Origin of the sequence: Paraburkholderia sp. J76 (genome assembly GCF_905220295.1) — a bacterium.
GTDB lineage: Bacteria > Pseudomonadota > Gammaproteobacteria > Burkholderiales > Burkholderiaceae > Paraburkholderia.
Genome location: NZ_CAJMZJ010000017.1, coordinates 1 through 16,554 on the forward strand (window position 1 = coordinate 1; position 16,554 = coordinate 16,554).

Below are 16,554 nucleotides of genomic sequence, written 5' to 3' on the forward strand. Positions count from 1 at the left end.
TACCTTGCGCTATCTGGGCTGACGCGCATTTGATGCGGGGTGCATTCGTCGCGCTGCTTTAACGCCATCGACAGCGAGGGCACGCGGTGCGAGGGAGGTGCGATCTACGGTAGCGATAAACGCTAGAATCGCCGCACTCCTACCGCCCCGGGTGGCGCCATGAACCTGCTGAAAAAGCGCATCACCGAGACCGACACGAAGCTCGAGGAGATGAAGGCGGCGCGCAAGGCCGCCCAGAAGGCGAGCCGCCAAGCGCACAAGCAGACGCGCGCCGACCGCGAGCGCAAAGCCGTGCTGGCGGGCGAAGCCATTCTGCGCCGCGTCGAGCGTGGCGAGTTCGACGAAGCCGAGTTCCATTCGATGATGGACGAATATGTGTCGCGGGCCGCCGACCGCGCGCTGTTCGAGCTGGAATGAAGCGCCGAGGAGATTGGAGATGGCAACGCGTCACAATCGCCGCCAGCGCAAGAAACTGCGCTTGGGGGAGTTTCAGGAACTTGGGTTCGCCGTGGCCGCAGCACTTCGCCATGGGCTCGACAGCGCACAGCACGACGCGCTGATGGATGTCTTTCTCACGGAGTGCATCGAGGCGCATGGAATGCTCTTTAGCGGCGGCCTCAACGAGGCGCTGGACGGCTACATCGTCGCGGACGGTGTGCGCACGTCAGCAACAGACGAACAGTGCGAACTCGTGCGTGCGTGGCTTACCAGCCGCTGCGAATTCGGTGGCGTGACCATCGCGCCGCTCTCCGATGCGTGGTATGGGCACGATTGAAACCTGGTTCGTCCGGGCTCAAAAGGCTACGACATGGCAAAACGAGATGAAGCATCTTTCTTTGAACGCCTGATCGCCCCGATGCTCGAGCATCTGCAACGCGTAGCCGGGCTATCGCGTGGCGAACAGTCGGTTGATGACCTGAAAAGCCACGCATGGATCATCGCGGAAGAGATCAAGGCTGAGCGTGGCGTAGAAATCGAGCCTGACGACGGCGAGATCCAGGCGACGATCGTTGGCCGGTTGTACAGGTTGTTCGGGCAATTTGTGAATCGCGCCATGCGCTTCGCGGTCCGGCTCGATCAGGAGGAGCGCGACGCCAACGGCGAATTCAGGGAGAACTCCGTTTCCGCCCGGCTCTCAGGACCGGAAGCCCTCGAGCCAGAAGTCGCATTGCAGTTTGACGAGGAGGCGCGGGAGGCTGCACGGGTAATCCAAGCCCAGTTTTCCGAGGCTGTTGCGTACTACCATGTGTTCGACCAGTTCGATGGTGACAGCAGCGCGATTGCACGGTATTTCGCGATTCAGTCGACCACGCTTGATGCGCGGCTCGCCCGTGCGGAGGCCACTGTGCGTTGCCAGGCATCGGTGTTTGACGGCGTGACAAGCGTCCCCCCGGACTTTCAGCCACGTCCCGGGAAGCGGCTGCGTCGGCGGGCGCCTATTCGCTTTCGGCGGGTGTGCGCGCACATGCGGCCGTCACAGCGACATCTATTCCTGCGATACGGTCGCGTGTTCCGGTAAGGTGCCGCATCGAACCGGCTCGGTAAATTTCACGAATGAAAAATCGTCACATCGAAAGCTTGCGGCGCAAGGCCCGCGAGTATCACCGCCATCATCAATGGCCACTGAAAAACGGCCTGTACGTTCCGCACGCCTATCCCGAGGAAGACAGGGTCCGGCTATCGTGGTGGGATGACGTTGGTTTCATCCTGAATGGCCGTCGCGTGATCGTGAACTGGATGCACCCACGATTCGCCTACAGCAATGCGATAGAAGACGAGGCGCACACGGATATTCCGCCGCCGACTTCGGATAAGTGGCACGAGGAAGGAGAGAAGCAATACCGCAAGCTGGGCCGGTCGCGGAAAAAAGTCATCGCTATTACGTGCGGCCCGACGACGACCCCATGGGCTGAATACTTCGCAGCACTCAGGGCGCGCGAAGATGAGCTGAAGCGCAGCGGCATTGACCTAGAAATTCGGCCATCGATGCGGGTTGTCTGGTACTCGTGGGCGATGGCTGTGGACCTGATCGCTCCCATGGAGGTTCGATCCGGGGATGATGTCGTGGCGCTGGCGGCGATAGCGCGGCGACTCGTGAAGCGGGAAACGACCGTCGCAGATGAATGGCCCGGATACAGCTATGGGCGCGCCGATTGGCTGACCGAGGGCGTAAGCATGGAGCGGACGCTCTAGCAGCCATGGGAACGAAAGCGCCCCTTTGGGCGCTTTTCGTTTGCCGAAAATGTTCAGGTTTGTTCAGGTGTCACCGTGCCGCGTTGAGCTGGATGACTTTGGCCCCTGCTTTGAGCCGGTCGAGATAGTCTGCCCACTTCTGCATCATCGCGCGCCTCTCTTTGATGAACCGCGTGCGGTTGTACGCGCCGCCGCCGAGGTTGTCCGGGACGGCGTGCGCGAGCTGATGCTCAATCACCTCCGGCTTTTGCTCCAGTTCCTCGTGCAGGATCGTGCGCGCCATTGCGCGGAAGGCGTGGCCGGTTATTTCGGTGCGGGTGTCATAGCCGAGCCGACGCAGGGCCGCATTCACCGCGCGCCTTCATCCATGCGAGCGCGACCGCCTCAAACGAATTGGCCGCCGCCAGCCGAGCGGCGCGCTTGTCCGTCTTCTTTGCCTCCCCCGGATCAACGCCGGCCGCTAGTTTGTCGCGCGCCTCGTCGCGCCTCTTGCGCGCCTCCGACAGTGACACTTCCGGGTAAACGCCGAGCGCCAAGCTCTTTTCCTTCCTCGCGAACCGGTATTTGAGAACCCATCGTCTGCTGCCCGATGGCGTCACCAGGGGGAACAGGCCGCCGCCGTCGAAGAGCTTTTGCTGCCTGTCAGTCGGCTTCGCGTTGCGGATCGAGATATCGGTGAGGGCCATAGCTTGCTCCGTTGGCTTTTGTCACGCCGGGGGTTCTTTTTGACTGGCTGGCACATCACGCCGAAGAAACCCCCAATAAAACCCCCAATTGGGGGCTGCTGGCAGTTGAAAAGCTTGGGGAATAGCAACAAAAAACCCCGCGAGAGCTTATCTGGCGGGGTTTTGTTGTGAACCGTTGGGGACGGTTGAAGAGTAGTTGGTGCCTCGGGCCGGAATCGAACCGGCACTCCTTTCGGAACCGGATTTTGAGTCCGGCGCGTCTACCAATTTCACCACCGAGGCTTGTATCTGGGTGCTTCCCGCACCTGAGCGCACAAGTGCAAGCGCTCGAATTAGCCGTAGATTATGACGCAATTCGCGCGCGCCGGCAACCATACGGCGGCGGAAAGCCGTCAAATCGTCCGGGAGAACCGTTCGGGCTGCTGTGCGCCAAGATAGCGGTCAAACACCATCGCGATATTGCGCACCAGCATGCGCCCGGCGGGCAGCACCTCCAGCCGGTGGGCGCGGCGCGCGACGAGCCCGTCGCGCTCGAACTCGCGCAGCCGTTCGAGTTCGGCAGCAAACGCCGCCGGAAAACGCACGCCGTACGCCGCTTCGAACTCGTCGTAGCGTAATTCGAGATTGCACATGAGTTCCGTGATGATGTCGCGGCGCAGGCGGTCGTCGGCGCTGAGGCGCACGCCTTTCGCGGTCGCGAGCCTGCCCGCGTCGATCGCCGCGCCATAGCCGGGCAGGTCCTTCGCATTCTGCGCGTAGACATCGCCGACCTTGCCGATCGCCGAAGCGCCAAAGCCGATCAGGTCGCAGTCGGCGCGCGTGCTATACCCCTGAAAATTGCGATGCAGCGTGCGTTGCGCCTGGGCGCGCGCGAGTTCGTCGGTGGGCAGCGCGAAATGATCCATGCCGATGTACACGTAGCCCGCCTCGGTAAGCTGGTCGATCACGAGCTTGAGCAGCGCCATGCGCTCCGCGGGCGTCGGCAGCGCGGCTTCGTCCATCTGACGCTGCATCTTGAACAGACGCGGCATATGCGCGTAGCCGAATACCGAGATGCGATCAGGCGCGAGCAGCAGCATCGTCTCGAGCGTGCGGCCGAATGTTTTCACGTTCTGGTGCGGCAGGCCGTAGATCAGATCGACGCTGATCGATTCGAAACCGTTCGCCCGCGCGGCGTTCATGACGTCGACGGTCAGTTCGAGCGGCTGGATGCGGTTCACGGCCTTCTGCACGACCGGATCGAAGTCCTGAACGCCCAGGCTCAGCCGGTTGAAGCCGAGCGTGCGCAGATGCGCAATAGTCTGTGCGTCGGCTTCGCGCGGGTCGATCTCGATCGAGTATTCGCCGGTGTCGTCGGGCTGCAGCGCGAAGTGTTCGCGCGTGGTGGCCATGAGTGCGCTCATCTCGTCGAGCGAAAGAAAGGTGGGCGTGCCGCCGCCCCAATGCAGTTGCGAAACGGGGCGCTTCGTATCGAAGAGCGCGGCCTGCAATTCGACTTCGCGGATCATCTGCGCGAGATAGGGTTTCGCGCGGCCGCGGTTCCTCGTGACGACCTTGTTGCAGCCGCAATAGAAGCAGACTGTGTCGCAGAACGGAACGTGGAAGTACAGCGAGAGATCGGTTTCGCTCGCGCCCGGGTCGGCGGCCGCGCGGCGATAGTCGGCGGGATCGAAGTCGTCGCGAAACTGCAGGGCGCTAGGGTAGGACGTGTAGCGGGGGCCGTTGGCGCCGTATTTGGCAAGCAGGTCGGGGCGAAAGAGCAGGTCGGCGTCGCTCATGCAGGGCTCACTGGGAAGGGCGGCGCGCGAGTGGGCAGCGTCCGGCGCCGCGCAACGCTGCAACCAGTTGGCCTGTCCCTTGTCCTACAGCGCCAGATGGACAAAGTGTACGAGCGGGTAGGAGAAAGCGATTGTGTAAAAAGGTCGCAGACAGGGATGGCACAATGCGTCTGGTCCCACCGCCTCACGGACACAATTCTTCAGAGTTTCAGGAAACCGAAGTGAGTACCGTTTTTCCCGCCGATGTCTCCGGGCACGCATGCCGCCCAGGCTGTGGCGCGTGCTGCATCGCGCCGTCCATTACGAGCCCGATTCCTGGCATGCCCGAGGGCAAGCCGGCCGGCGTGCGTTGCGTTCAACTCGGCGCGGATCTGCGCTGCATGATTTTCGGCTCGCCTTTGCGGCCCGCGTGCTGCTCGGGGCTGCAGCCGCAGGCAGAGATGTGCGGGGCGTCGCGCGAAGAGGCCATCGTGTGGCTCACGCATCTCGAGGCGCAAACCCGGCCACAAACCTGGCCGCAATCGCCGACGCCAGCCGCGCGTTGAGCGCGGCGCAACCTGCGCCGGCCCGCTGTTATGCGCCAGAATGACGGCGCATCAAAGTCCGCCAAACAAGGAGATTTCGCATGGCCCACACCGCAACGCGCGTTTCCCGGCGCGCCTTCCTGCTTTCAGCCTGCGCTGCGGCGGGTACGGCGATGTCGCTCGGCGCGTGTGCGACGGGGATTTTCCCGTTCATTCCCGATCACTACACGTTTTCGCAGCAGCAGGTGCAGGACGCGGTGCAGCGCAAGTTTCCTTATCACCGCTCGATGCAGCAGATCTTCGACGTCTCGCTCACGAATCCCGTCGTGACGATGCAGCCCGATCGCAACCGCGTGGCCGTGCGCCTCGATGTGCATCTCGAAAGCCCGCTAATGCAGCAGCCCGTAAGCGGCGCGTTCACGGTATCGAGCGAACTGGCCTACGACAGCGCGGGCCGCGCGGTCGTGCTGCGCTCGCCTTCGGTCGACGGCGTCGACATGGCGGGCAACGCCGCCGCCTACGCGCCGCAGGTGAGCGCGGTCGCCGCGCTCGTCGCCACGCAGTTGCTGGACAACTATCCCGTCTACACCTTCAAGCCCGATCAGCTCCAGTTTGCCGGCGTGAGCTACGAACCCGGTACAATCACCATCCTTACAAACGGCATACGCGTGCAGATCGTCGAGAGGTAGCCGACGAAGCGCGAGCGCACGCGGCCGTCGTCGGTCGCGTGGCGCGGCGTGCGCCGTCCCGACACTCAAGGAAGAGGGATAAAGGGATGGACTGGATGTTGACCTGCAAGGCCTTGATTCTCGGCATCGTCGAGGGGCTGACGGAGTTTCTGCCCGTGTCGAGTACGGGGCATCTGATCGTCGTCGGCAGCTTGCTCAATTTCGATGGCGAGTATGCAAAGACCTTCTTCGTGGTGATCCAGTTTGGCGCGATCCTCGCCGTGTGCTGGGAATTCCGGCGCAAGATCGGCGAGGTCGTCACGGGGCTGCCCTCGCGGCCCAATGCGCGGCGCTTCACGCTCAACGTGATCGTCGCCACCGTTCCGGCCGTCGTGCTCGGGCTGATGTTCGAGAAGGCGATCAAGTCGGTGCTCTTCGCGCCCGTGCCGGTCGCGTTCGCGCTGGTGGGCGGCGGCGTCGTCATTCTGTGGGTCGAAAATCGCCTGCGCGGTCCGAAAGGACTGCCGGTCGCCGCGCAACGCGGCGCGCGCGTGAACTCGATTGACGAGATCACGCCGCTCGACGCGTTCAAGGTAGGTTGCGCGCAGTGCTGCGCGCTGATTCCTGGCATGTCGCGCTCGGGCTCGACCATCATCGGCGCGATGCTGTTCGGCCTCGAGCGGCGCGTCGCGACCGAGTTCTCGTTCTTCCTTGCGATTCCCGTGATTTTCGGCGCGACCGTTTATGAGCTGCACAAGAGCTGGCACGAGCTTTCGGCGGACTGGCTCGGGCTCTTCGGCGTCGGCTTCGTCGCCGCGTTCGTGAGCGCGTTCGCTTGTGTGCGCTGGCTGCTGCGCTTCGTGGCCTCGCACGATTTCACCGCGTTTGCCTGGTACCGGATCGCCTTCGGGCTCGTGATCCTGCTGTTCGGCTACGGCGGCGGGCTAGGCTGGGAGGACTAAAAAAACACAACGGGCGCCGATTCACATCGAGGCGCCCGTTTTTACGCATGGTTCGCGGTTTCAGTCGGCGCGGCGGCGGAACACGAGATCCCACACGCCATGACCGAGCCGCAGACCGCGGCGCTCGAACTTCGTCACCGGGCGATACTCGGGGCGCGGGGCGTAATCGGCTGCGGTGTTTTCCAGCGTGGGCTCCGCGCTGAGCACTTCGAGCATCTGCTCCGCGTAGTTCTGCCAGTCGGTCGCGCAATGCAGGTACGCGCCCGGCTTCATGCGCGAGACCAGATGGGCCACGAACTTCGGCTGAATCAGGCGGCGCTTGTGATGGCGCGCCTTGTGCCACGGATCGGGGAAGAAGATGTGCACGCCGTCGAGGCTCGCGGGCGCGATCATGTGCTCGAGCACTTCCACGGCGTCGTGCTGGATGATGCGGATGTTCTCCAGATTCTGCTCGCCGATCAGCTTGAGCAGCGCGCCAACGCCAGGTTCGTGCACCTCGACGCCGAGGAAGTCGTCCTCGGGGCGCAACGCGGCGATTTCCGCCGTGCTCGCGCCCATCCCGAAACCGATCTCCAGAATGCGCGGCGCATGCCGTTCGAACACGGCGTCCCAGTCGGCGGCTTCTGGCGCGTAGGGCACGACGAAGCGCGGGCCGAGTTCGTCGAGCGCGCGACGCTGGCCAGTCGAGACGCGGCCGGCGCGGGTCACGAAGCTGCGGATACGGCGGTGATGCAGCGCGTCGCCGGCGGGCGCGCCGGATTGCGCGTTCGTGCCGGAGGCGGCGTCTTGTGCGTCTGACGGCGTGCAGTCGGGACGGGCGTCGTCGTTGGGATCGTGATTCATCTTTGCGGGTGATGTGAGAGCGGCCTGCGTTCGCCGGAATCGGTGGCGGCCTTCAGCCCCTTCAACCCGGCAGGACCCGAATCGCGCCAGAGCGCATTGTGCAACGTAGGGGTTCAGGCCGGTCGGGCGGACAGAGCGTCCCGGGAGGGGCGCTGTTCGAAAGTCCAGGCCTCGAAGAGAGGTCGGCAAACCAGCGTGGAGCGGGCGATGGGAATCGAACCCACGTCATCAGCTTGGGAAGCTGAGGTAATGGCCATTATACGACGCCCGCAGAGCGCGCCATTTTACGCGGATTTGGCCCGATCGCGCAATGACGCGGTCAAACGACGCGGCGCGACTGGCGCGCCGCCGGATGCACTAAACCGAATACGGACAGGCGCTCAAATCCCAAACAGCGTGAGCGAAACCGCCGCACGCGTCACGATCATCAGCAGCACCTGCACGATTACGAAGAGCAGAATCGGCGAGAGATCGAGGCCGCCCAGGTTCGGCAGGATGCGGCGCAGCGGGTTGAGAAACGGCGCGGTCAACTGGTAGAGCACGGGCATCGCCGCCGAGCGCGGATTGAGCCACGAGAGCAGCGCCATCAGGATCGTCAGCCAGATCAGCAGGTTGAGCGCCCATTTCACGAGCGTGAGCACGGCTACGATGAGTAGCGTCGGCAAAAGAGCCAGCGGGTCCACGCCCGCAAGCCATACCATCAGCAGCACGTAGACAATGGCCGCGATCAGCGCGCCGACCACGCTCGCCCAGTCGATGCCGCGCACGCCGGGAATCACGTGCCGCAGCGGCAGCACCAGCCAGTTGGTGACCTGCTGGATCGCGTGGGTCACGGGGTTGTACGGCGGCACACGCACGTACTGAAGCCAGGCGCGCAGCAGCAGGGCGGCGCCGAACAGCGTGAAGACCGTATTGAGCAGAAAACGGGCGATATCGCCGAACATCGGTATTGTTTCCTTCTTGTGTTGAGTGGCGGCGCGCCTGGCGTGTGGCGGCCGATGAAAGGTCGTGCCGGTCGTCCGCTCGCCCCGCTTAGCCGAGCGGAACCCGTCAGACAGACACCTTGACCTCGCTGATCAGAATGGTGCCATTTCCGCCGTCGGTGTAGTTGGGAATGTCGTCGAGGAGGGTGTCGGCATGCGGCTGGAACACCGCGTAGAACGCATCCACGGTTTCGAACAGAAAGTGTCCGGCCGCCACGTACGGCGGCGGCGTGCCCGGCGGCCCCGCATTGATGCCGATGTCGACCGACCAGCCTTTGAGCGACTCGCCAAAGAGCCTGGCCGCGAGCGGCATGTGGTGCGTGCAGTAGTACCCGGTGTCGAAACGCCCGTTCTCGCGATACGGATAGAAGATGCTGACCTTGATCATTTTGCGTTCTCGTCGGTGAGTCCGATGGGCGCGCCGGTGCGCGTACTGCAGCCGCTGCGACGCGCGCGCCGTCGCCACATTACCACGGCTTACGCCTCGCCAGTATTCGCGAGCGATGCTCCGGCGCGGGCCCCGCGCGCGGCGGCGGCCGCCGTTTCCGTGGTATGCGCGGCGCGATATGGCTGCACTCGCGGCAGGCTTTTCCCCGAACAGCTACATTGCTTCTGACAGACCGCCTCCGACGGCTGCCTCGCGCCCCGAGTGTTGCGCCGCCGCCGAGCGGCGGGCGAATGTTCGCTTTCGTACCGATGACGCGCTGACGGATCGACTACAAATGAGGTGACGGGCCTGGCGCCGCGCCGATAGCCCGGTGCGGCACGATTTCTGCTGAGGGTTGGAGGGCGCGCGTTTTTGCGCAGCACACGCATCCAAACCCAGCATGGGGAAGCCGCAACGAACAGTGCGCCACGCTTATACGGCGCTCGTGCGGCTATCTCGCAACACTGCAATTTTTGTCGCGGAATCTGAGCACAATACTTTCCATCGTTTCGGTTTCGTTGTTGCAGTCGCGCAATTGGGTTTGTTCCTGTCGGTTGTCCGATTCGGGGGTTCACCATGAGCATCTTCGCTTACCGAAAGCATCTGCGATTTCTCACGCCGTTCCAGCGCCGCCGCTGGTGGGATCAGAAAAAGCGCCTGACGCCGCGCGTTCGCATCAGCGGGGCCTATCTCCCGCCGAACGTCACGCGCGAATTCACCTACGTGAAGGTCGGATAGCGGAGTGTTTGCTCCGGGTGGCCGCAGGTCGCGTGCCGCCGGATTGATGAATGAGATGCCCGGTTCCACGACCGGGCATCGTCGTTTACGGCGTCGCAGCGCGAAGGGCGTTGGTTAGGCCGATTGACCAGGCCGTCAGCCGAGTCAACCAATTTGTAATCAAACATTACCGGTCGAATTGCCTGGTTGCGCGGCCGCCCCGGTAACAATGACAGCGCCCCGGTTTTTGTAACGAATGGCGTCGCGACCGGCCGCGTGTACGCCGGTTTTTCGCCACAGCCACGCCCACGGCGCTTAAGACGCTATTAAGCGCCTGCTAATACGATTGCAATTCGAAACAAATGGCTACCAATGATGGCCGCCGTTTTCGATACATTGGGTGTGTGGGCAGTGCCCGTAATATGCGCGTCGCCGCTGGCGGCCGCCAGGAGAAGAGAAGTGAAAAAGACCGTATCGTTCATCGTTGCCGCCGCGCTGGGTGTGGGGTTCGTCAGCGCGGCCCAGGCGCACGTCTCGGTGGGTATCGGCATTGGCGTGCCGGTGGCACCGGCTTATCCCGTCTACGCGGCGCCGGTCTATGCGCCGCCGCCCCCGCCCGTGGTCTATGCGCCGCCTCCGCCGGTGGTCTACGCGCCGCCGCCCGCCGTGGTCGTGGGCGGCTACTACGGCCATCCGTACTGGCATCACGGCTACTACCGCGGCTATGGGCGCGGTTATTACGGCCACGGCTACTACCGTCGTTAAGCGTGACAGGCGGCGCGTGCCGCCCGTCCGCAGGTTGCTTGAACAGCGCAACGCCGGCTCACGCCGCGTTGCGCTGTTTGTTTTTGGCAGACGCTTTTAGGACGAGTGGGCCTGCAGAATCAGATCGTGATAACCGTGCACGATGACGCTGTAGGAGAAGTAGGCAAACAGCAGCGCCGAAAGCACGTGGCACGCGCGCAGCAGCCCGGTGCCCGCGCGCTTGCGGCCGTGGCTGGCGAGCCCGCAGAGAAATAGCGTCCAGCCGAGGCCGCCTGCAAAAAAGCCCAGCAGAAAGAGCGAGGCCGCGCCGGCGCTCGTCGCGCCCGACTTTGCGATCAGCGCGCCGCCCACAGCCGCAAACCAAAGAATCGCACTCGGCGAGGAGAGCGCGAGCAGCACGCCGCGCCCGAAGCTGCGCCATGGATTGGGCAGCGGCGCGGCGTTGTCGGCTTCGCCTTCAACCGGCGGCGCCGACGCCGGGTTGAGCGCTTCGCGCGCCATCTTCCACGTGAGCATGAGCAGCAGGGCCGAGCCGCCTATCCACACGATCCAGCGCACGGCTGGAAACTGCAGCAGCGCGGCCATGCCCGCGAGCGCGAGCGCGGCGTAGATGAGGTCGCCGAAACACGAGCCCAGCCCGAGCCAGAAGCCCGGGCGGAAGCCATGCGTGAGCGTGAGCGAGATGATGGCGACGTTGACGAGACCGATGTCGAGGCAAAGCGAAAGCGACAGAAAAAAGCCGTCGGAAAGCAGGGAAACGTGAGACATGAAAACGATTTCTTGTTGGTATGGACTGCACGCCGCGCATGCCCGCATGAAGACAGCGGGCATGGCGGTTCAGGCGCGGTTCAAGCGCGGCTCAAAGAGACTTCAAACAGGCTGCAAAAAGCTTCAAACGCCGATGCACAGGTATTTCAGTTCGACATACTCGTCGATGCCGTACTTCGAACCCTCGCGCCCGAGGCCCGACTGCTTCACGCCGCCAAACGGCGCGACCTCGTTCGAAATGAGTCCCGTGTTGACCCCGACCATGCCGTACTCGAGCGCTTCCGCCACGCGCCACACGCGCCCGATGTCGCGGCTGTAGAAGTAGGACGCGAGGCCGAATTCGGTGTCGTTGGCGAGGCCGATGACCTCGGCTTCGTCGCTGAAGCGGAACACGGCCGCGACCGGGCCGAAGGTTTCCTCGCGCGCGATCAGCATGTCGCGCGTGACGTCGGCGAGCACGGTGGGCTCGACATAGCGACCCGAACTGACCTTGCCGCCCGCCACGACCTTCGCGCCCTGGGCGGTCGCATCGCTGATGTGCTGCGCGACTTTGGCGACAGCCGCATCGTCGATGAGCGGCCCCTGGTTCACGCCATCCTCGAAGCCGTTGCCGACCTTGATCTTGCGCGAGGCGGCGGCGAGTTTTTCGACGAAAGCGTCGTACACCTTGTCGTGCACATAGAAGCGGTTCGTGCAGACGCACGTTTGACCCGCGTTGCGATACTTCGAGATCATCGCGCCTTCCACGGCGGCGTCGAGATCGGCGTCGTCGAACACGATGAACGGCGCGTGGCCGCCCAGTTCGAGCGCGATCTTCTTGACCGTCGGCGCGCACTGCTGCATGAGGATGCGGCCCACAGGCGTCGATCCGGTGAACGACAGATGGCGCACGACATCGCTCTCGCACAGCGCTTTGCCGATTTCGATGGAATTCGCGGAGTCGGCCGTGATCACGTTGAACACGCCCTTGGGCACGCCGGCGCGCTGCGCCAGTTCGGCGAGCGCGAGCGCGGAAAGCGGCGTTTGTTCGGCGGGCTTCACGACGATCGTGCAGCCCGCGGCGATGGCCGGCGCGACTTTGCGCGTGATCATCGCGATCGGGAAATTCCACGGGGTGATGGAGGCGCACACGCCGATAGGCTGCTTGAGCACGACGAGCTTGCGGTCGCTGGCGGGGCTCGCGAGCACGTCGCCGTTCACGCGCTTGGCCTCTTCGGCGAACCACTCGAGGAACGACGCGCCGTACAGCACTTCGCCGCGCGCTTCGGCGAGCGGCTTGCCTTGCTCCGCGGTCATGATCGCGGCGAGGTCGTCGGCGTGCTCGATCACGAGGTCGAACCAGCGCCGCAGCACGGCCGCGCGCTCCTTGCCCGTCTTCGCGCGCCACGCGGGGAGCGCGGCGTTCGCGGCGGCGATGGCGCGATGCGCTTCATCGGCGCCGAAGTCGGGCACGCTTGCGATTTCGGCGTTGTCGGCGGGGTCGAGCACGGCGAAAGTGGTTGCACCGCCGCTCCACTCGCCGTCGAGGTACGCGCGGGTTTTGAAGAGGGCGGGATCGTTCAGTTGTGTCAGGCGCTCCGATGCGGGCATCATCCTTGAGTCTCCTCAGGTTCACTGGCGCCGCGGCTCATGCCATGCACGAGGCGGGACGCGGTAAGCGCGGCGTCGCGAAAAGGCGTCGCGTATGAATCGGCCGGCGTGGCGCCCGAGGGCGCTGCGCCGGGTCGCGTGGCGCGCTAGCTGCGGCTAAAGCCCAGTTCGTCGTAAAGACGATCGACGCGCGCTTTTACGTCCGCGTCCATCTCGATTGCGCGGCCCCATTCCCGGTCTGTTTCGCCGGGCCACTTGTTGGTGGCGTCGAGCCCCATCTTCGAGCCGAGGCCCGCCACCGGCGAAGCGAAGTCGAGATAGTCGATCGGCGTATTCTCGACCAGCACCGTGTCGCGCGCCGGGTCGATACGCGTGGTGATCGCCCAGATCACTTCCTTCCAGTCGCGTATATCCACGTCATCGTCGACCACGACGATGAACTTTGTATACATGAACTGGCGCAGAAAGCTCCACACGCCGAACATCACGCGTTTTGCGTGCCCGGGGTAGCTCTTCTTCATCTGCACGATCGCCATGCGATAGCTGCACCCCTCGGGCGGCAGATAGAAGTCGGTGATCTCGGCAAACTGCTTCTGCAGCAGCGGCACGAATACTTCGTTGAGGGCCACGCCGAGCACCGCGGGTTCGTCGGGCGGCTTGCCCGTATACGTCGAATGGTAGATCGCATCGCGGCGCATGGTGATGCGCTCGACCGTGAAAACGGGAAACCACTCCTGTTCGTTGTAGTAGCCCGTGTGGTCACCGTAGGGGCCTTCGAGCGCGTGTTCGTACGCGGCGCTCGCCCCTTTGGCGGGGCGCGGCGGCGCGCCGGCCGGCAACGGGCCCGGCTCGCCCGCCTGCGGGTGGATGAAGCCTTCGAGCACGATCTCGGCGCGCGCGGGCACCTGGAGCGAATCGACGCCCGGCGTCAGGCACTTCGCCAGTTCGGTGCGGGCGCCGCGCAACAGGCCCGCGAACTGGTATTCGGAGAGCGTGTCCGGCACTGGCGTAACGGCGCCGAGGATCGTGGCGGGATCGGCGCCCAGCACGACGGCCACCGGGTAGGGCTTGCCGGGATTGCGCAGCGCGAACTCGCGAAAATCGAGCGCGCCGCCGCGGTGGGCGAGCCAGCGCATGATGAGCTTGTTGCGGCCGATGAGCTGCTGGCGGTAGATGCCGAGATTCTGGCGCGTCTTGTTGGGGCCGCGCGTGACGGTGAGGCCCCAGGTGACGAGCGGGCCGGCGTCGCCGGGCCAGCAGGTCTGGATCGGCAGCTTCGCGAGATCGACGTCGTTGCCTTCCCAGACGATCTCCTGACAGGGCGGCGCGCTCACCGTCTTTGGCGCCATGTCCCAAACGGCCTTGGCCAGCGTAAGGAGCTTGCCCGCGTCCTTCAGGCCGCGCGGCGGCTCGGGCTCCTTGAGCGCCGAGAGCAGGCGCCCCACGTCGCGCAGCGACTCCAGGGCGGCGCCGTCGCCGCCGCTTTCCGGCGCGTCGATGCCCATACCGAGCGCCACGCGCCGGGGCGTGCCGAACAGGTTACCGAGCACGGGGAACGCGTGCGTCGCACGGTTCTCAAAGAGCAAGGCCGGACCGCCGGCGCGCAGGACGCGGTCGCACAGCTCGGTCATTTCCAGCACCGGGGAGACAGCTTGCGGGACGCGGCGCAATTCGCCGAGCGTCTCCAGGCGACCAACGAAGTCGCGCAGGTCTTTATATTTCATTGGGAGCCAGTCTTGGGCAACTCGTGGGCAGCCCGGCAGACCGCTAACACGTCCAGTATGGCGGCGGGTAAGCGGTTGCGGGGCGGCTTCGGGGTCCGCGTCGGCGCTCGAGGCCGGAGGAAACGCGGCGTAACGATTGTCGATTTTACCTGTGTTGGTTGGCGCACGCTGCCAGCCAAACCGCATAACAGGCCCCAGATCCCCTTGCCGCGCGGTTCTCGACCGATTGAACGGTGTTCATCATTACAATTAGTTATAGATTTGACATTCTATAGTATTGACGATCTATAACAGGCTGCTAGAATCCGTCCACACTGGTTGCAGGGTTTGAAATTTTTTACCACCTTCCCGGCCCTTCAGACGCACCGCGTCGCCGTTTTGCCGAACCCCTGCACGGCTTGCATACGGTCTAGATTGGTTGTCCTCGTCAGCGCATCTTCGCGCTGGCTTTTCGCGTGAGAACTCCCGGCGCGTGCACATGACGTGCCTGGTTGCCCAGGAGGAGTTCCACCCACGGCGTACTTGCCGTTTTCCCGACATCGCTGCCGCACCAGCCAGGGCGCGCGATGTCTTGATCCTGCGATTGGCTGTCAGCCTCGTGCCGACTCCTGAGCGGGATCATGCAACATGGGGAGATCTGTAGATGAATACCTGGTTATCGTGGTGGCGCGCCGACGAGCGTGTAGCTCTTGGCCTACGTGCGCTGCTGCGTCGTGGCACGCGTCTTAGCCATCACCTGTTCAGCGTGGTGGGCGGCTGTGCCGTTCTATTCGCGGTTGCCGTGTGGCTCATGCCCACGTTGCGCGGTACGCTTGCCGCGCGCGTGATGCCGTTCGTCTCGGCGGCGGTGCAAGCCGGTCCGGCCCGCCTGCTGCAGGGCAACCCGCTGCCTTCGTTCGCGCCCCCGGGCGTCGCGACCAGCGACGACAACGCCGACAGCGCGATGCTGCCCACGGCGCTCGTGCCCGATGCCGGCGCCACGGGTTCCATGGGTTCGGTCGGCCCTGCCGGCGCCACGGGCGTTTCGCCCGCCGGTTCTGGCGGCACGGTCGCGAGGGTCGCGACCTCGGTATCGAACGGCGGCATCGCCACGCTCGACGCCGTGACGCTCAACGGCCTCGATCCGCGCGCGCTGCCGACGAGCGTCGGTTCGCTGGCGCGCATGATTCCGCCCCAGCGCATCACTCCGGACGCCCGCGATGACCGCGTGCTCGTCTCGGCGCGCGAACAGGCGCTCGTCGCCACCTATCTGGCGCGCCGCTACCGCGTGGCGCAGGAGCCGGTCGGCGAACTCGTGAAGGCGGCCTTCGACACCGGTCGCGAAGTGGGTCTCGATCCGCTGCTGCTGCTGGCGGTGATGGCGATCGAATCGGGCTTCAATCCGTACGCCGAAAGCGGTGTAGGCGCGCAGGGCCTGATGCAGGTCATGTCGAAGGTGCACTCGGACAAGTTCCAGTACTTCGGCGGTCAGAGCGCGGCGCTCGACCCGCTCGCGAACATCAAGGTCGGCGCGCTCGTGCTCAAGGATTGCATTGCGCGCGGCGGTTCGCTGCCGGGCGGCCTGCGCCTCTACGTAGGTTCCAGCACGGCCGACGACGGCGGCTACGGCGCCAAGGTGATGGCCGAGCGCGGCCGTCTGCGCGACGTCGCACGCGGGCGCAACGTGCCGATCAACGCGCCGCAGGCGCCCGTCACCACCACGGCCAGCACGCCTGCGCCGCAGAAGGTGGCGAGCGTCGGCGGCGAGAAGCGCGTTCACGTGACGCTCGATGGCGCCCACGCGCTGGTCGAAAAGACATCGTCGGCGACGAGCGGCTCCGATCAGGACGACGCCAGCACAAGCACGACGGCCCAGAAGCACAGTTCGCCGGAACTGGGCGCTTGAGTCTCTAGCTGTACAGGACGCACGAAGAAAAGGCACCCGCG

17 protein-coding genes, 2 tRNA genes and 1 pseudogene are annotated in these 16,554 nt (G+C 64.6%); 10 read left to right on the top strand and 10 right to left on the bottom strand.

From position 1 onward, the window contains the following. The first annotated feature begins 159 nt into the window (after positions 1-159). The 4 genes from U5768_RS26775 to U5768_RS26790 are packed head-to-tail and all read left to right on the top strand — an operon-like array spanning position 160 to position 2,193. Positions 160-417 carry a hypothetical protein gene (locus U5768_RS26775; RefSeq protein WP_322033395.1) on the top strand — a complete coding sequence of 86 codons (258 nt, stop codon included), beginning with the start codon at positions 160-162 and terminating at the stop codon, positions 415-417. Between the two features lie 19 nt (positions 418-436). Continuing rightward, positions 437-775 (top strand): YggL family protein, encoded by a 339-nt coding sequence (locus U5768_RS26780; RefSeq protein WP_322033396.1) that lies wholly within the window; start codon positions 437-439, stop codon positions 773-775. A 33-nt stretch (positions 776-808) separates the two neighbouring features. Next, positions 809-1,519 carry a hypothetical protein gene (locus U5768_RS26785; protein ID WP_322033397.1) on the top strand — a complete coding sequence of 237 codons (711 nt, stop codon included), beginning with the start codon at positions 809-811 and terminating at the stop codon, positions 1,517-1,519. A gap of 35 nt (positions 1,520-1,554) precedes the next feature. After that, positions 1,555-2,193 carry a hypothetical protein gene (locus U5768_RS26790; RefSeq protein WP_322033398.1) on the top strand — a complete coding sequence of 213 codons (639 nt, stop codon included), beginning with the start codon at positions 1,555-1,557 and terminating at the stop codon, positions 2,191-2,193. Positions 2,194-2,263: 70 nt separating this feature from the next. Here U5768_RS26790 and U5768_RS26795 read toward each other — a convergent pair. From U5768_RS26795 to hemN, 3 genes and pseudogenes are all read right to left on the bottom strand, one after another. Further along, a pseudogene (locus tag U5768_RS26795) lies at positions 2,264-2,879 on the bottom strand (integrase arm-type DNA-binding domain-containing protein). Between the two features lie 197 nt (positions 2,880-3,076). Next, positions 3,077-3,161, bottom strand: a tRNA-Leu gene (locus U5768_RS26800). A gap of 110 nt (positions 3,162-3,271) precedes the next feature. After that, positions 3,272-4,657, bottom strand: coding sequence for an oxygen-independent coproporphyrinogen III oxidase (hemN, locus tag U5768_RS26805; protein ID WP_322033399.1), 1,386 nt, complete (start codon positions 4,655-4,657; stop codon positions 3,272-3,274). A 221-nt stretch (positions 4,658-4,878) separates the two neighbouring features. Between hemN and U5768_RS26810 the strand changes: the two genes are divergently transcribed. The 3 genes from U5768_RS26810 (at position 4,879) to U5768_RS26820 (ending at position 6,811) form a co-directional block, all read left to right on the top strand. Beyond that, a complete protein-coding gene (locus U5768_RS26810; protein WP_322033400.1) occupies positions 4,879-5,202 on the top strand; it encodes a YkgJ family cysteine cluster protein in 324 nt (107 codons plus the stop codon). 80 nt (positions 5,203-5,282) lie between these two features. Then, on the top strand, positions 5,283-5,870 hold the full coding sequence (locus tag U5768_RS26815) for a DUF1439 domain-containing protein (RefSeq protein ID WP_322033401.1): 588 nt from the start codon (positions 5,283-5,285) through the stop codon (positions 5,868-5,870). 86 nt (positions 5,871-5,956) lie between these two features. Continuing rightward, positions 5,957-6,811, top strand: coding sequence for an undecaprenyl-diphosphate phosphatase (locus U5768_RS26820; protein WP_322033402.1), 855 nt, complete (start codon positions 5,957-5,959; stop codon positions 6,809-6,811). A 60-nt stretch (positions 6,812-6,871) separates the two neighbouring features. Here the strand turns inward: U5768_RS26820 and trmB are convergent, their stop codons facing one another. From trmB to U5768_RS26840, 4 genes are all read right to left on the bottom strand, one after another. Next, positions 6,872-7,654: a tRNA (guanosine(46)-N7)-methyltransferase TrmB gene (gene trmB, locus U5768_RS26825; RefSeq protein WP_322033403.1), complete on the bottom strand. Its 783-nt coding sequence runs from the start codon at positions 7,652-7,654 to the stop codon at positions 6,872-6,874. Positions 7,655-7,850: 196 nt separating this feature from the next. After that, positions 7,851-7,925 (bottom strand) — tRNA-Gly (locus U5768_RS26830). Between the two features lie 109 nt (positions 7,926-8,034). Then, positions 8,035-8,598 carry a YggT family protein gene (locus U5768_RS26835; RefSeq protein WP_322033404.1) on the bottom strand — a complete coding sequence of 188 codons (564 nt, stop codon included), beginning with the start codon at positions 8,596-8,598 and terminating at the stop codon, positions 8,035-8,037. Between the two features lie 106 nt (positions 8,599-8,704). Further along, the gene (locus U5768_RS26840; RefSeq protein WP_322033405.1) at positions 8,705-9,025 is read right to left on the bottom strand and encodes an EthD family reductase; all 321 of its coding nucleotides are present in this window, start codon (positions 9,023-9,025) and stop codon (positions 8,705-8,707) included. Between the two features lie 615 nt (positions 9,026-9,640). Between U5768_RS26840 and U5768_RS26845 the strand changes: the two genes are divergently transcribed. Beyond that, the gene (locus U5768_RS26845) at positions 9,641-9,802 is read left to right on the top strand and encodes a hypothetical protein (protein WP_322033406.1); all 162 of its coding nucleotides are present in this window, start codon (positions 9,641-9,643) and stop codon (positions 9,800-9,802) included. A 438-nt stretch (positions 9,803-10,240) separates the two neighbouring features. Continuing rightward, positions 10,241-10,546, top strand: coding sequence for a hypothetical protein (locus tag U5768_RS26850; RefSeq protein WP_322033407.1), 306 nt, complete (start codon positions 10,241-10,243; stop codon positions 10,544-10,546). A gap of 96 nt (positions 10,547-10,642) precedes the next feature. Here U5768_RS26850 and U5768_RS26855 read toward each other — a convergent pair whose 3' ends face one another. From U5768_RS26855 to U5768_RS26865, 3 genes are all read right to left on the bottom strand, one after another. Then, positions 10,643-11,314 carry a LysE family translocator gene (locus U5768_RS26855; protein WP_322033408.1) on the bottom strand — a complete coding sequence of 224 codons (672 nt, stop codon included), beginning with the start codon at positions 11,312-11,314 and terminating at the stop codon, positions 10,643-10,645. 123 nt (positions 11,315-11,437) lie between these two features. After that, a complete protein-coding gene (locus U5768_RS26860; RefSeq protein ID WP_415913980.1) occupies positions 11,438-12,904 on the bottom strand; it encodes an NAD-dependent succinate-semialdehyde dehydrogenase in 1,467 nt (488 codons plus the stop codon). 146 nt (positions 12,905-13,050) lie between these two features. Further along, positions 13,051-14,628 carry a UbiD family decarboxylase gene (locus tag U5768_RS26865; protein WP_322033410.1) on the bottom strand — a complete coding sequence of 526 codons (1,578 nt, stop codon included), beginning with the start codon at positions 14,626-14,628 and terminating at the stop codon, positions 13,051-13,053. A 643-nt stretch (positions 14,629-15,271) separates the two neighbouring features. On the opposite strand from U5768_RS26865, the gene U5768_RS26870 reads away from it, so the two are divergent. Beyond that, the gene (locus U5768_RS26870; RefSeq protein WP_322033411.1) at positions 15,272-16,513 is read left to right on the top strand and encodes a transglycosylase SLT domain-containing protein; all 1,242 of its coding nucleotides are present in this window, start codon (positions 15,272-15,274) and stop codon (positions 16,511-16,513) included. Positions 16,514-16,554 lie beyond the last annotated feature (41 nt).

Bases quoted from the DNA above. Each gene is read 5' to 3' on its own strand.
- U5768_RS26775 (WP_322033395.1), top strand. From the start codon at position 160: ATGAACCTGCTGAAAAAGCGCATCACCGAGACCGACACGAAGCTCGAG.
- U5768_RS26780 (WP_322033396.1), top strand. From the start codon at position 437: ATGGCAACGCGTCACAATCGCCGCCAGCGCAAGAAACTGCGCTTGGGG.
- U5768_RS26785 (WP_322033397.1), top strand. From the start codon at position 809: ATGGCAAAACGAGATGAAGCATCTTTCTTTGAACGCCTGATCGCCCCG.
- U5768_RS26790 (WP_322033398.1), top strand. From the start codon at position 1,555: ATGAAAAATCGTCACATCGAAAGCTTGCGGCGCAAGGCCCGCGAGTAT.
- hemN (WP_322033399.1), bottom strand. From the start codon at position 4,657: ATGAGCGACGCCGACCTGCTCTTTCGCCCCGACCTGCTTGCCAAATAC.
- U5768_RS26815 (WP_322033401.1), top strand. From the start codon at position 5,283: ATGGCCCACACCGCAACGCGCGTTTCCCGGCGCGCCTTCCTGCTTTCA.
- U5768_RS26820 (WP_322033402.1), top strand. From the start codon at position 5,957: ATGGACTGGATGTTGACCTGCAAGGCCTTGATTCTCGGCATCGTCGAG.
- trmB (WP_322033403.1), bottom strand. From the start codon at position 7,654: ATGAATCACGATCCCAACGACGACGCCCGTCCCGACTGCACGCCGTCA.
- U5768_RS26835 (WP_322033404.1), bottom strand. From the start codon at position 8,598: ATGTTCGGCGATATCGCCCGTTTTCTGCTCAATACGGTCTTCACGCTG.
- U5768_RS26840 (WP_322033405.1), bottom strand. From the start codon at position 9,025: ATGATCAAGGTCAGCATCTTCTATCCGTATCGCGAGAACGGGCGTTTC.
- U5768_RS26845 (WP_322033406.1), top strand. From the start codon at position 9,641: ATGAGCATCTTCGCTTACCGAAAGCATCTGCGATTTCTCACGCCGTTC.
- U5768_RS26855 (WP_322033408.1), bottom strand. From the start codon at position 11,314: ATGTCTCACGTTTCCCTGCTTTCCGACGGCTTTTTTCTGTCGCTTTCG.
- U5768_RS26860 (WP_415913980.1), bottom strand. From the start codon at position 12,904: ATGCCCGCATCGGAGCGCCTGACACAACTGAACGATCCCGCCCTCTTC.
- U5768_RS26865 (WP_322033410.1), bottom strand. From the start codon at position 14,628: ATGAAATATAAAGACCTGCGCGACTTCGTTGGTCGCCTGGAGACGCTC.
- U5768_RS26870 (WP_322033411.1), top strand. From the start codon at position 15,272: ATGAATACCTGGTTATCGTGGTGGCGCGCCGACGAGCGTGTAGCTCTT.